This is a genomic window from Streptococcus sp. 22.1 (genome assembly GCF_016648645.1).
Classification (GTDB): Bacteria; Bacillota; Bacilli; order Lactobacillales; family Streptococcaceae; genus Streptococcus.
In genome coordinates this window covers 1-15,087 of record NZ_JACLQK010000022.1, presented here as the reverse complement: position 1 = coordinate 15,087, position 15,087 = coordinate 1, and the positions used below count along the sequence as shown (strand labels likewise).

At 35.3% G+C, this 15,087-nt stretch carries 13 protein-coding genes; all 13 read right to left on the bottom strand.

All coding sequences use genetic code 11. The annotated features are described in order from the left end of the window. Window positions 1–91: 91 nt before the first annotated feature. The 13 genes from H7U04_RS09525 to H7U04_RS09465 all read right to left on the bottom strand — a co-directional run bounded on the left by H7U04_RS09525 (window position 92) and on the right by H7U04_RS09465 (window position 14,875). A complete protein-coding gene (locus tag H7U04_RS09525; RefSeq protein ID WP_110981325.1) occupies window positions 92–589 on the bottom strand; it encodes an AAA family ATPase in 498 nt (165 codons plus the stop codon). Window positions 590–648: 59 nt separating this feature from the next. After that, window positions 649–1,179 (bottom strand): hypothetical protein, encoded by a 531-nt coding sequence (locus H7U04_RS09520; RefSeq protein ID WP_110981324.1) that lies wholly within the window; start codon window positions 1,177–1,179, stop codon window positions 649–651. Window positions 1,180–2,149: 970 nt separating this feature from the next. Then, window positions 2,150–2,908, bottom strand: coding sequence for a hypothetical protein (locus H7U04_RS09515; RefSeq protein ID WP_201059708.1), 759 nt, complete (start codon window positions 2,906–2,908; stop codon window positions 2,150–2,152). Between the two features lie 124 nt (window positions 2,909–3,032). Beyond that, on the bottom strand, window positions 3,033–3,257 hold the full coding sequence (locus tag H7U04_RS09510) for a hypothetical protein (protein ID WP_110981322.1): 225 nt from the start codon (window positions 3,255–3,257) through the stop codon (window positions 3,033–3,035). Between the two features lie 434 nt (window positions 3,258–3,691). Continuing rightward, complete coding sequence (locus H7U04_RS09505; RefSeq protein ID WP_110981321.1) at window positions 3,692–4,264, bottom strand: hypothetical protein; 573 nt, start codon at window positions 4,262–4,264, stop codon at window positions 3,692–3,694. Window positions 4,265–4,469: 205 nt separating this feature from the next. After that, entirely contained in the window at window positions 4,470–5,060 is a 591-nt protein-coding gene (locus tag H7U04_RS09500; RefSeq protein WP_110981320.1) for a hypothetical protein, read from the bottom strand. A gap of 83 nt (window positions 5,061–5,143) precedes the next feature. Beyond that, window positions 5,144–5,917: an FxLYD domain-containing protein gene (locus H7U04_RS09495; protein ID WP_258367682.1), complete on the bottom strand. Its 774-nt coding sequence runs from the start codon at window positions 5,915–5,917 to the stop codon at window positions 5,144–5,146. A gap of 309 nt (window positions 5,918–6,226) precedes the next feature. Then, entirely contained in the window at window positions 6,227–9,358 is a 3,132-nt protein-coding gene (locus H7U04_RS09490) for a type I restriction endonuclease subunit R (protein WP_110981318.1), read from the bottom strand. A 2-nt stretch (window positions 9,359–9,360) separates the two neighbouring features. Continuing rightward, window positions 9,361–10,545 carry an AAA family ATPase gene (locus H7U04_RS09485; RefSeq protein ID WP_002892406.1) on the bottom strand — a complete coding sequence of 395 codons (1,185 nt, stop codon included), beginning with the start codon at window positions 10,543–10,545 and terminating at the stop codon, window positions 9,361–9,363. A gap of 18 nt (window positions 10,546–10,563) precedes the next feature. Beyond that, window positions 10,564–11,109 carry a restriction endonuclease subunit S gene (locus tag H7U04_RS09480; protein ID WP_207185739.1) on the bottom strand — a complete coding sequence of 182 codons (546 nt, stop codon included), beginning with the start codon at window positions 11,107–11,109 and terminating at the stop codon, window positions 10,564–10,566. 4 nt (window positions 11,110–11,113) lie between these two features. Further along, on the bottom strand, window positions 11,114–12,331 hold the full coding sequence (locus H7U04_RS09475) for a restriction endonuclease subunit S (protein WP_201059706.1): 1,218 nt from the start codon (window positions 12,329–12,331) through the stop codon (window positions 11,114–11,116). Beyond that, window positions 12,331–13,326, bottom strand: coding sequence for a virulence RhuM family protein (locus H7U04_RS09470; RefSeq protein WP_002892409.1), 996 nt, complete (start codon window positions 13,324–13,326; stop codon window positions 12,331–12,333). Before H7U04_RS09470 ends, H7U04_RS09475 begins: the two co-directional genes overlap by 1 nt. After that, window positions 13,316–14,875 (bottom strand): type I restriction-modification system subunit M, encoded by a 1,560-nt coding sequence (locus H7U04_RS09465; protein ID WP_110981317.1) that lies wholly within the window; start codon window positions 14,873–14,875, stop codon window positions 13,316–13,318. The genes H7U04_RS09470 and H7U04_RS09465 overlap by 11 nt, the downstream gene beginning before the upstream one ends. Between the last annotated feature and the right edge of the window lie 212 nt (window positions 14,876–15,087).

Below are 15,087 nucleotides of genomic sequence, written 5' to 3'. Positions count from 1 at the left end.
ACTCAAACCCAGTGACACCCTATGAATACACAAAAAAAGAGCATACTGCTCTTTTGTAATCTATTCATGAAATTTATTGTCGTCTAATTATTTAAGACCTTTTTGTTTCTAGTACGAAACGTTCAAGCTCCCCTTCAAACTTATCTAGTAATACAGTATAGGACAGAATAGATACGGCAACCTCCAAATCATTAGCGAGTAACTTATTGAGAGTCGCATTTAAATGTACCAGTTGTTCGTCAGTTAAAGAGGATGCCTCATCAATGACCAAATATATAGAAGTATCTTTGACTTCTACATTTAACAAAAAATCTATGAAGCTATCAAAGTCGCTAAACGATAGGTCACAATTCACTTCTTTTTTATTATTGCCATTAAAATAGACGATAAGATTATTGGTGTTTTCACTTAAATATTCAATATAATTTCTTGCGAGGTAGGTTTTTCCAGAACCAACCTTTCCCAAAATATTAGTTATCCTATTTCGTTTAGACATTATCTGGAAAATATCTAACAACGTTTCTGAGGGTTCGACTAACAATTTGCTATTATATCTCTTTATGCTAGCTTTATTATTAATATTTTTCATATTCTCTTACTCTCCTTCTCCCATTATAACACGTTTTGCGGAAGTCCTTGAAAAGCATATTAATTAAAAGCTCGTCTACGCATTAAGATCCCAATTTCTTGCCAAGATACCTCCATATCATCAGAGGGAGTGTCTCCTAATAGGAAAACGGACTTATTATGGAATAGAGCATCAAATCCAATGTCTTCATAAAAGAGTTCTTCGTCATCATATTGAAAGCCAGAATCAATATCGAATTCATTATTAAATATAGCACGGCAAATAAAGTACGCACCTAGACCATAGTAAGTAATAGGTTCATTTGAACCTTTAGGTGTAGCTTCAAATCGATAGTACTTCTCTACTTCGATGGAGTTTTGAGCATTGACTTCAATAGGCTTAAGATAACAGTACCCACGACTAGCGAGAGCTTCATCTAATTGCTGACGTAGGGGGCTTTTTTTATGAGCGATGAGACCAGGGATGGCATCCGCCTTACTGTCGAGAAAGTCGTATGCATTCAGAAGAATCAAACCTTTTTTAAAAAAGTCTGGGCTAGTCTGTCTGTCCAACCATTCACCTAAAAATCGGTTAATACGAGGTGTGTTCATATTTTTCTCCTTTCATAGATATTTGAATCGTCTTTTCTTAAACTAAGATTAGTGTAGCACAGAGGAAATTATAAGAGCAAGCGCAGAGAGCCCTAAATTTTCAAAAGTCATTTAAAATGAACTATTTTTTAGACGTTGCTTTATCAACTTCAAGGTTTACTTGTTCAATTCCTTTTTATTGTCTTTATTAAAGCCCACAGTGATTCAAAAGTTAAAGGACGGTGTTGCTATTCCTACAGTTGCTGCAGTACACAGCTCCTTTGATTTGATTCACGATAGTGATAAGCTATATCTCGCTCAGACTCCTGACCAGCAGTTCTCATTACTTGAAGTTAGGCACTATTCTTGGGGCGAGGTGTTTATTTATATATTATTCTGCTGGCACTAAGTGCGAAGTGACAGTGCTTTTAGTTTGCAAATTAATAAACTTCCTCGCCTCATTCTCTTCCAACACTCGATCAAGTACACTCGCACTATCCTTTAATATAAATTGCCAATTACGGGGTAAGGTCTCGTCCTGTCGTTGTGAACTTTCCATCTCCTACTTAAGTAATATTTGTAGTCTGTTCCTACTGGTATTCAAGGAAAAATATAGTTAATGTTCTTTCGATAACTGCTTTTTGGAAATTTGTTCCCCAAAAATAGAAAATAGCTCCATAATCTCTACAGTAGTTTTACCTACTACAGAAATTATAGAGCCTACTATGAAGCGATAAATTTAGTGTTGAAAACTCTACCTTCCAAATGAACATCTGATACCGTACTTCTCTATCAAACATTATTGATATGAACGTAAAGAGAGGAAATAGTATTGGGAGACCTTTAACTTCAGGCTTCTTCAGTATCTTCTGATCCACACCAACGACACTTTTCGTAATTATCTGTTTCATCAATATCATACGAATAGTATCCCAAACAACTATTACAATAACGATCAATTTCCATATTGGACCTCCCAACCCCACACTATCTAGTCTGTATAGCCAATAACATTCTTTTCAACAGTTTCAATAACTTCCTTAGGAATATCAGCGATAGCTGTCTGATAAACTATATTTTGTCGTGGATTAAAGAAACCTAGCTTTGATATACTCAAGAACTCTGGTTGATTGGAACGAATTCCCATTAAATAGTATATATGAACCTGTAGAGTATAATCCTTATTGGGTTTTGATTTTATGACCTTGAAATCCCAAAGAGTATCCTTAGTTAAGTAATCTCCATCACCTGATGTGATTGTGTCCGTATATGCAGAGTCAAATGTAAATCCATCTAAAGTGATTGGCCCATAGATTTCAAGGAAGTGTAGACTTCGCTGTACCATGATACGAATATTTTCAATCGTGGCTTCATCAGCGTGTATAGCATCAACTGTGATAAAACGAGCAGGGATTGCTCTAAACGCAACATCATAACCAACCAGAATACATGCAGCAACAATTGATTGATTATCTAGTCCAACAATTTGGTCTAATAGTGAAGTAGCCTTATCAAATTCACCCACCAGATATGCTCCATTTAAAGAAATCTTAAACGCTTCTTTGGGTTGTGCACCATTCATCAAACGTGATAGATAGTCTACAGCTGAACCAACAAGTCCAGGCGACACCGACTCATCTGAATTCAAAATTTTTCCGTCATCTAAGGTAATCGCTGAAAACTGCTTCAATGGTATATATCCACCTCTAGGTTGTTTCACTGCTTTAATACGGTTTGTCACTGAAGTCATTTTTTACCTCCTAAATACTAACAACTATAAATAACTAGTAATGATGAATTGCCATCTGTAACCCATTTATCAATAGATTGTTTTGAACTTTTAGTAACAGAGCCCTAGGCTATGCTACTTCTCCTCAATCTTTCATAAGTTCTTCAAATGGATTTGAAGCATACTCTGGTTCTTCCTTAAGAAACTCAATAGCTGACTTCTTCACCAATTCCTTATAAAGCTCAATTTCCTCCATCGAATTAAAGGCTTTAGGGTCATTAGGATCCAGAAGGTATTTTCCTTCAACAAATTCTAGGCCCTCAATTTCTCGAGCCATCATCTTCATACTATAATCTAACTTATCAAACATTACTTTTTCCTTTCATTTCCGAATTAGTCACATTATACTAAAAGTCCTTGATTACTTTATCTAGTTAAACCAAATACCTATTTTGCTAGATAAAACAGAAAGACTATTAAATCAAAATGATACTGAATTCTTTTCCCTTAGTTTTTTATTTATCTCATGATTATATTTTATCAATATAGATATATAAAACAAGCGCATTAACAATGCACCTGCTCCTGTATTCAATCATGTACAAACAAATTAATAATAAAGTGCGAGTTACATGTACTTTTATCTTTTTATTATGTAACATTGAAAATGATCTGGCTATATATTTATTTAATTAGGAAACATCAAGTACCGTAAAGTCCCATTATGACACTCTACATTTTCCCAGTAACATGTAGCAATCAAGTTTAAAAACACCAAAAAAGCCAAAGCTTAAGCTTCAGCTTTTATAATCTCAAATCATCGGTTAATACAACATTGATAGGTTCTTCAGTATTTTTACGATACCTCTTCAAACATACTAGTGAAACAACTACCGAAAGTAATATCAATAAGACGCCACATACAACCATTGCAAAGACCTGTTCAGGACGAGTGCCATAGTTCTCAGTATAGTTCAATAGTGATGTACTAGTTTCCATTTTTTGGATAACGTTGGTAACAAAGTTCCAGGATACAATTGTAAAGACTGCTAAAAAGAGTAACATTCCGAACGCCCAACTTAGAACGTATCGTTGCTGACGAGTCATAAAGTCACGCTGCTTGTATTCTTCAACACATAGTCCCTTATATTGTCCATCCTTAGTGAAGAAACGTGGTTCTTCTCCGTTTTTAATTCGTTGAATATCACTTAGAATTTCAGCACTTAAGTGTCTAGCTGGCAACTCTTGAGCTAGTTTATTTTGTTCTTCAATATTTAACTCAGAAACCTCATCAGTATACTTTAAAAGATATTCCTTAGTCTGTCCGTCAAATAATCTGACCAACTTACTTAAAAGACGCTTTGTTTCTTTTTCCATGATTCCTAATCTCCAATCATTCTTTAATCATATAATCACTAATTCTTTAGTCTTTGTACTATGCCATAATTATATCAAGTATCAAGTATATATGCACTTGCACAGGGACAAAAATTACTATCTGAGTTATTAATTAAGAAAAGCTCCATCACTTGACGGAGCAAAAAAACATTTGTAAGTGCTAATCCTTAAGAATTAACTACTTTTAGTCATGTCCATGTTCAGCATAATCAGCCTCAGCTACTCCATGAACTGATGTTACTTCTATTTGAGTTGTTCCCATAACGTAATTCCCACAGAAATAGAGTTTCGCTCCGTCTGGGTTAGCAATCTCAAGGACAAACTGACGAACATTGTCTGCTTTGGCTTTAAATATTTGCGTTTTAGCATCAGAATACTTATAACCAAGCATAAATTTCGCTACAAGCTCATACTGCATCTTAGTGCCAGTAATCGTTAAATGATTTTGATAATCTGGCTTAATATCGGTTACGTTATGAACTGTTTCAACATAAGAGCACATCTCTTTCAGTGCATTCTTTACAGTTTGCGTATCAGCATCATCTGCAGGGGTTTGTGTTTCTAAGGTCGCAAGTGCCTCTTTACGCAATCTCTCATACTTATCTTCTTTTGGAATGTCTTCCGAGGATGAATCTTCAATCACCTGTTCGGTGCTATGGGGTGTTACTTTTTTCTTCGGTTCATTTTTCTTAATTAACGCAGAGACCAAAAACATGACTCCAAGAGCGAGGAAAATGACCACCAAAATAATAATGTATTTAGAATCTTTTTTCATATGCCCAGTATAGCATCATTTATATAGGAGAAAAAGGGAGTGACACCCCCTCTTTTTTGTTTCACAGTAATTCCTAAAATGATTTATCTAAATTGGAGATATTTTTCATCCAACAATACTTTGATTTCATTGAATTCATGATTTGAATCATAAACTGTTAAATTTAATTCTTTAGTTGTTCCTTCACTCCACTCAGTGATAGCTGCATCTGACTTTCTAAAAATAACCCTACCATTCTTATTATAAGCTTCAATAGCCATAGGCACATATCTTAGATAATAACTGGTAGTATTCTCAAATGTACCAGAACAATTCAATTTATCGCTATTTTCGCTACTTTTACTGATTGTAAAGTCATTCCCTTTAAAAATTTTGTTAAGTTCTTGGATTATTTCCTTTGTTTGCTTCACTTTTATTCCTATGTTCAGTATATCACGTAAGTTCCTAGTATCCTGGACAGGTATCTTCTTTCTTGAATGAATATCAAGTATCAATTCATATCTCTTTTTTCTGTACTCAACCCAACTATCAGAAGAGTAATGTTCATTTTCCTTCGATGTTAATTTTTTTGAATCCTCAAGAACATTTACATATTCAATAGCTAATTTCTTGAGCTTGTTGTCCTTAAAAGTTTTTTCCTTATATTTTCCAACCTCCGACAACTCAAATTGTGTGGCCTTTTCATAGTACGCCGTAGTATCCTCGTAATTCGAACTGGCATCCTCCCACCGTTTATCTAACCCCTTAGCCAACGAAATGATAAAGTCGTTATCATAGGTGATTGCCTTATTAACAGCCGAACTGCATAAGAACAATGAGACAACCATCAGAACTGCAAAAAGTAGTTTCTTAGTCATAACCATCCCCTCCTGATTTCATTCCCATTACTATTATACCATTTAACAATTTCAACCCGAAAGAAACCTAGTGTATAATAACCTTTGTATTTATCACCTATGATACCTCTTATAAATCAAAGAGCCAGGAAAAATCCTGACTTTTATGGCTCTATAATTTCTGTAGTGGGTAAAAAATAGTAGAGATTATCGAGGTTTTTCGTGCTTAGAAACAAACCCTAAGTAATATAAGTTAGAGGCTTAATCAATATTTTATATACGAACAACAACTCAAAAAATCTTTTATCTAGTGATTAGTAGAAACAAGAATTAAAGTTCCCCACCAATACCTTTAAATTTTTCAACAAAACTACTGATTTTTTGGAAGACGATTTGTTTTTTGGTACGATATTGTGGATTTAGAGGGCTCATTTTTGGAAGAGCTTCATTCAAATCATTACCATTTTCACTAGCATACCCATGCTTCAGTGAGGTTTGAATATAACGCTTAGCACATTGCTCATTTAATCCCTCAACCCGAATTAAATCTTCTGCCTCTCTTTTTTGTTCGTGTTGTGCAAATACAAAGAATTGCTCAATAATATCCGATTTATCCGAAAAATTATCTAAATCACTTTTATGAATGAAATCGACAATCAAATCTTCCTTGGAACGATTACCAAGGCTTGCTCGAATAGTTCGGGTAATTTCTTCAACCAGTACATCTTTATTTGAAACTTTTTTATTTGTTTCAAAAATGAGTTCCAAGATATAATCAAGATTGATTTCTTGTGATTTTAGCAATTCAACTTCAAAGACAACCGAATCCCAGTCTACTTTAGAATGGCCATCTTCCTTATTACGACCTTCATTATCATACCAAGACTTAATATCATTATAAGTCGAACGGTAATCTTGAATTTCCCTAATACTTGGAATACTTAACTGAGCTAATTCTGCTAAAGTCGCATCATCCATATGGTAACGTTTCTTGAAGGATTCTACCGCCTTTTTATCTAAAATATCAAGTTCTTGTAACGCTTTCAGGCTCATGAAATCATCATAATTTTGCAAGATATTGTCGAGACGAAGAAATTGACCAAATAAAGAAATAAATTCTTTCTTATCACTCTCTTTAATAATAGTCTGTGGGTCTGGGAATTTTTCTTGTAACTCTTGAACAACAGCCATATAGCCTTTTTGATCTTCCCCCGCCTCTGTAAAACCAGTCATATAGTCTTGATAAGGCCGTTCTAACAGAATTTCTGCTGTCTCTGTCTTCCCAAATAATTTAATGGCATCAGTTGTGGCCTGCTCTAAATCCCGAAATGTTACAATGTTACCAAAAGACTTAGTTGCATCATAAATCCGATTGGTTCGAGAGAAAGCTTGAATCAAACCGTGATACCTTAAGTTTTTATCTACAAAAAGAGTATTTAAGGTAGGTGCATCGAAACCTGTTAAGAACATCCCAACTACAATTAAGAGATCCACATCACGATTTTTGACACGCTTAGCCAAATCACGATAATAATTCTGAAAATCCTTACTATTAATCGTAAAATTAGTTCCAAACAGCCGGTTATAATCGGATACACAACTAGCTAAAAATTCCTTACTACTAATATCCGCTATATCTGTCGGTGAAAAGCTCTCATCATCAATTTCTCCAATAGCCGCCTGCGACTCATTAGCAGCATAAGAAAAAATAGTTGCAATCTTCAATGGTTTATCAGAATATTTTTGCTGTTTTTGTAACTCTTGATAATAGGCTTTCGCTGCATCGATACTTGAAACAGCGAACATAGCATTGAAGCCTTTATCAGAAAATCGATGCGTCTTTTGAGCAAAATGTTCTAAGATATAACTAGAGATTTCAGCAATTCTAGTTGGATGAAGCAGAGCTTTTTTATTTTCAGCCGCAGACAACTTGGTCAAGTCCTGCTCGCTTTCGATTGCCTTGAACTGTGGTCGAACATCGTTATAATCAACCATGAACTTCAAGACTTTTTGATCTCTAATCGCATCAGTTAATACATAAGCATGTAATTCACGCCCGAAAACAGATACGGTTGTATCTGTCCCCAATGCATTTCCCTTCTGAATTAGTTTACCAGAGGCATCATATTTATCAGGTAAAATAGGTGTCCCTGTAAATCCAAACTGGCAATACTTCTTAAACTTCAGTCTGAGTCGCATCTGTACTTTACCAAACTGGGAACGATGACATTCGTCAAAGATGAAAACTACTTGCTTTTGATATATCTCATGTTGACTCTCACTGTTCATAAAGTTGTTGAGCTTCTGAATAGTTGTCACGACTATTTTATTATCGTCTTTTTCGATATTGCGTTTAAGACCCGCTGTGCTATTGGAACCATTAACAGAGTCAGGTGAAAATCGCTGGTACTCCTTCATTGTTTGATAATCCAAGTCCTTGCGGTCCACCACAAAGAAAACCTTATCTACTTCTTCCATCTCAGTAGCAAGTCTAGCAGCTTTAAAACTTGTCAGGGTCTTCCCTGAACCAGTAGTATGCCAAATATAACCACCTGTATCAGGACCGCTTTTGATTTTTGAAGCAATAGCTGAACGTATCTTCCAGATGATTCTCTCAGTTGCCGCAATCTGATAAGGACGCATGATAAGAAGAGTATCATTAGTATCAAATACAGAATAATTTATCAAGACATTTAACAAGGTCTGTTGACTCAAGAAAGTTGCTGTAAAGTCCTTCAAGTCCTTAATAGGATTATTATTTTTCAAAGCCCAATTCATGGTGAACTCAAAAGAATTCTTATCTCGCTTGGTCGTATTAGCAAAATACCGAGTATCCGTTCCGTTTGAGATGATAAAAATCTGAAGGTACTTAAAGAGAGAATTCTCCTCATTGAAACTCTCTTTACTATATCTGTGCACCTGATTAAAGGCCTCTCGAATCGCAACTCCACGTTTTTTAAGCTCAATTTGTACCAGAGGCAATCCATTTACCAACAAGGTTACATCATAACGATTGCTACTAGTACCAACTTGCTTCATTTGATTAATGACTTGCAGTTTGTTTCGACTAATATTTTTCTTATCCCATAGATAGATATTCTGGATATGCCCATCATCAAAGATAAAATCATAAATATAGTTGTCATGAAGTTTTCTGGTACGATCAATCAAACTGTCACTGGGTTTATTGAGGTACTCATCCAAGAAGCGCAACCACTCAGCATCTGTAAAAACCACATTGTTCAGAACTTCCATCTGGGTCTTGAGATTAGCCAAAAGCGCCTCTGGGGTCGTCAAATAAGTAAGATACTCGTATCCTTGCTGGCACAAGTCAGCAATCAGCTCCTTCTCCAAGTCCGCCTCTGTCTGATACTGACTAGGCTGTTCTATCTTGGTATACTTTTCTAAAATGATAAAATTATCTGACTCCACAATAGCTGTAGTCAATGTGCTTTCAGACATAATTACTCCTTATAATTGCAAGTGCTCTCTAAATGCTGTAACAGGTTTTTCAAAAGCGCAGTTTCTGGGGGGGTTACTAGTTCATCTTCCTCGGTTGATACTTTAGAATGACTAGAAATATTTAATATCCTTGACTCATAGTTACTAAAACTTCCTTCATTATCACGTGGCAATAAATCCTGCCAATTTTGATACCCTAGGAAAGTTGCTGTTTTCTCGTAAAGATTTCTTAAAAAATTAAAATGATATTTATAAACCAAATTGTCTTCTATAGCTTTATGTAATGATTTTCTTAAAAAATTATGATAAGCAAAAGGAGAGTCATCTGGTTGTTTTATCAGCTCATATGACCCATCTCCTAATTTTTCAAATCTAAATCTACTACTATCAGGAACCTTTCGGGTGTCAATATAGGTTCTATTCTCTCCAGTTTCTTCGTCAATAGCTCTCTTACTATATCTCTCATTCCGTTTAATATTTTTTAACTCATTATATAAGACATTATAGAACAACGGATTGTGAGTTGTTATTATAAATTTAAGATTAGACTTACTTGTTCTAATTAACTTACCTAAATTTGATGCAACTTCTATCAAGTGGTTTTCATCTAATGATGAAACCGGGTCATCAATAAATACATACTCTAAATCATCAAACTCTCTAGTACTACGTTCATCAGGTTCTAGTATATCAAGCTCACTAATAACTAGCTCTAGCAATGTATAAAAAATAGACCAAATAAAATTGCTCTCTTCACCTTTGGATAACTTAATTTGTTCCTTTAGTCTATCCTCACCATCACCACTTTGAATAGTGAAAAGAATATGACCATCTGACAAAAGAAATGAAGGTGTCATTTTATCATTTGTATAATGCTGAAAATGCGAAATAATATTCTGATCCTGTCCCTGCTCTTGAATAATCCAAGATATAAAAGAATTTGGTTGAATCTTCAGTTTAAAATCTTGATTGCTGTCAAGACCATTATCCCAATAGAACAAGTCCTCAGTAAAAGCATTATAATAAAGAATCTTATCTCTCGTAAGACCGCCTTCTTCAGCTTGAAACAACTTAGCAAATTCTTTAGAGAGCCTGGTCTTACCCGTCCCATTAAATGCGTAGATTAGCTGAACTTTCTGGTTCGAAGCTTTTAACTCTTGTGCAATATCACTTAGCGCTTTTGCCATATGCCTTTCCTATTTTTTCTATAAATCAAAATTAAACAATTGTTCTCGCCAGTATGCATACTGCTTCTGTCTCTGTTCTATCTCTTTAGGAAGACCTTCTGAAATAGAAGTGGTTAAGGTGTTGAAATTGTCAAGAATGGAGACAATTCTTTCTTGTTCAGTAAAGGATGGTAAATAAAAAGTAACTTTATCAATAGCATCCTTAGATAATCTAGGAATACTAGCCTTTCGAACTTGTGATTTGAGTCTATCTTGCTTACTTAACAAGACATAATACATAAATTTATCAGAAATATCTTCTGATGTCTCTAATGTATAAACATCATCCGCCGCCCAAAAGTCTGTATCACTATATCCAATTTCACCGGCCGCTCCAGCACAAATCACAAAGCTGGTTTCTTTTACCCTGTTTGATTGTTCAAAGTATCCTAAAGGTGTCAAGCTGTTTTGATAAACTGGGAAACTTCCTGCAGCAGTTAATTGTTTTTTAACAAGGCGTTTCCCACGTTGTAAATTGACAACTTGTCCCAACTTCACTCGAATTGGGCCAAATACCCAAGTCAAGAGCCTAATCAGGTCTTGTCTGTACTGTACTGTCAGTGTACTCGCCTTCGGCGACGAATGTCAAGAGTTTATCTCGGAAATATTCATACTGTTTTTGACGCAGTTCTATCTCCTTGGGAAGTCCGATTTTTAGGTCATTACAAACCGTATCAAAATTGTCCAGAACTTGAACAATACGAGATTGGATTTCGAGAGAAGGGACTGGAATTTTCAATGATGAAAATGTAGATAAATTAAGATTATCCTGTGCACTACCATAACTCTTATTTGCAAGATAATCTTTTATTGAATTTAAATAATAGTAAACATATTCTGTAATGGCAAATTTTGGATTTGCAACAAACCCTATAATACTATCAGGGAAACACGCATCAAATCCTAATAATCCAGTTTCCGCTATATTAGCAGCAATTGTGATACACAATGTTCCCTTTTCCCACTGCTTACTTTGTTGTAATCCAAAAGCACTATAAGTTTGAGAATAGTTTTCAATCCATTTACCAGCCTCTCTTATATCTCCCGTCTGTATGAACGGTATATCACCACCATATAATCTTGCATCATTTCTAGGCCTATGTTTTGATTTCCCTCGACCAAAATCTTTTGCTATTTCCGAAAGAGACTTCCACTCAACCTGATAAATCTCATCCTCAAATGATAAGAGTTTATCTCTATAAAAAGAATATTGCTTTTTACGTGAGGTCAATTCTGAGGTCAATTCTGAGGTCAATTCTGTAACATAATCAGTAAATTTGTCAAGTATTTGCACGATTTTTTCTTGAAGTTTTAGAGGAGGAATTGGAACAAGAAACTTTGAATAAGTTCCAATCCATTGTCTACCATGTTGATCTGGTTTATAAGTTATTGTACCCAAATAATGCCATACATAGCGTAATAAAACTTCATTTTTAAATTCATCCTTTATCGTTAACATTTTCATTGCTGATGATTTTACTTTAAATTTAAAATCTACCCATTGTTTTGATGTAGTAAAATCATCAAAAATGATAACAGGATTGTTTTTGCTAGCATGATAAATACCGTCTTTTTCATTTGTATAACCTAAGATAAATGATTGTCCTGCAGTTAAAACAGGAATTTCATAACTGTCAGCATAAGATTTACTTGATACAATATATTTGGTTGGTTGCTCATAATCTACTACTTCCCCCAACTCTTTCCACTCAACGGGACAGTTATGGATTTCTTCTAGGATATTCATCAGTTACCTCCTTCCTTTGCAATATTCTCGATACCTTTGATTTCCTTGAGGTAGTCTTTTTCGACTTGACTAAGAGTCTTGGATTGATAGCTCTTATATTCCTTGTCTACCTTATGTTTCATCTGTTCACGAGAGATAGAGCCACTGTTATCCAGCAAGACTTCTCCAGTAGCGAGAAGGATTCGATCCACATGTGTCACCCAATCAGCCATAGTCATGACTTCTTCTCGCTCTGCCTGTCTTTCAGCAAAGTCTAGATATCCCGATACAAGCTGATTAAGCCCACGGAGTTCCTTCTCTGTCAGATAGTTCTTAGCAACTTTCGCTTCAGATAGAGTAGGGAGGTCTCCCTTAAAAATAGTCAAGCCCATAAACTCCTTTTCACTATCAACACGATTGTAGATAAGTTCGCTGGCAGTATTGTGGTGAATGGCATAATGCATCTTGTTCTGCACCGTCGCAAAGAATTTCTTTGCCTCTGGTGAATTTGCATTGTAGTCACTTGATGTAGCAAAGAGATCCAAAACCTGACGGTAAAAGACTTTTTCACTTGAGCGAATGTCTCGGATTCTTTCAAGAAGTTCTTTAAAGTAAGAGCCCCCACCCAAGTTTTTCAAGCGCTCATCATCCATAGCGAAGCCCTTGATCAGATACTCTTTCAAGACTGTCGAAGCATAGTGTCTAAACTGAATTCCTCGCGGGGATCGTACACGATAGCCAATCGCTAAAATCATATCGAGATTATAGTAAGCAACATTTCTCTGAACACTTCTACTTCCCTCATTTTGAACTGTCAACTTATAGTTGACAGTTGCCTCCTCCGATAATTCACCATCTTCAAATATAGCCTTTATATGTTTACTAATGTTTTGTTTGGAAGTTTGAAAGAGCTCAGCTAATTCTTGTTGGCTCAGCCAGACCGTTCCATTATCCAAATGAAGTTCAATAGCGGACTTGCCATCATCTGTTTTATAGAGAATCACATCATTTACCATAGCTCAGTTCCTCTACGATTTTGTCAATTTCTGAACGTAGGTGGTCAATTTTTGAAACGGTCTCTGCTATTTCTTTATTGAGCACATCAATTTTAATCTTCTCACGTGTATCTTCTTTATCGACATAGGTTGATACAGAAAGGTTATAATCCTGCTCTGAACCAATCACATCATTACCAACGAGGGCTGCTTTATAATCCACACTTTGATAATCAGCGAATAATTTAAGGATATTCTTGATGTTGATAGGGTCTAAGACATTATTATTAGGCTCTTTTTTGCATTCCTTACTAGCATCAACAAAAAGAACATCATTCGTCGACTTATTCTTTGCCAAAATCAGAATACAGGTCGCAATAGAAGTTCCGTAGAATAAATTGTCAGGTAACTGAATAACCGCTTCTACAAAGTTATTGTCTACTAAATATTGACGTATTTTTTTCTCTGCACCACTGCGATAGAAAATACCGGGGAAAGTTACGATAGCCGCCCGTCCTTTGTTCGACAAATATGACAAGCTATGCATAATGAAAGCAAAGTCAGCCTTTGATTTTGGGGCCAAGACTCCAGCAGGTGCAAAGCGATCATCATTGATGAGCGTTGGATCATCTTTTCCTATCCATTTGATTGAGTATGGTGGGTTCGACACAATCGCATCAAATGGCTTCTCGTCCCCATGCTTAGGGTCAAGTAAAGTATTACCTCTCTCAATGCTAAACTTGTCATAATTGATGTTATGTAAAAACATATTCATGCGAGCTAGATTATACGTAGTCATATTAATTTCTTGACCAAAAAAACCATCTTCTATTACATGCTCATTAAACTGTTTTCTAGCTTGCAAGAGTAGTGAACCCGAACCACAGGCGGGATCGTAAATCTTGTTGACTTTATTCTTTTCATCCTTACCAAGCATAACAATCTGTGACAAGAGTTTCGATACACTTTGTGGTGTAAAGAATTCTCCACCTGATTTTCCAGCATTAGAAGCATAATTAGATATTAGGTACTCATAAGCATCACCAAAGAGATCAATGTGATTATCTTCAAAGTTTCCAAAATCAAGGCTCGCAATTCCTTCCAGAATAAGCGTTAAACGCTGATTCCTCTCTGGGACTGTACTACCAAGCTTATTACTTCTGGTATCTACATCATCAAAAAGTCCTTTAATGTCATGTTCGCTAGCATAACCAATTGCACTTGATTCAATATCATCAAAGATTTCCTTTAAATCTGTATTCAAGTGTTCATTTTGTCGTGCAGTTTTGACAACATTAGAAAACAATTGAGAAGGCATAATAAAATAACCCTTGGTTTTAATAGCATCATCTCGAACCTCAGGTGTAATTAGTTCTTCAGAAACCTCTTCGTACTTTATTGATTCATCTCCACCTTCAATATATATTTTGAAATTTTCACTGATAAAACGATAAAATAGAATTCCCAAAATATATTGTTTAAAATCCCAACCATCTACTGCACCACGAACTTCGTCTGCAATTGCCCATATCTTTCTATGCAACTCTTGCCTTTGTACATGTTCTGACATTTATTTTCCTCACAAAGATTTATTTCCTTCATTATATCATTTTAAATTGCTTTAGAATATACTTGGAAAAGGGCTATCTATGGACCACTGGCACTTTTAGCCGCTTATAATAATTAATCAATTCCTATTATTTGTTGAATTTATGAGTAATGGCTTCGTTGAAAATAAAAAGATTAACCGATTTTAAATTGATTTGCTTATGAATATTGATG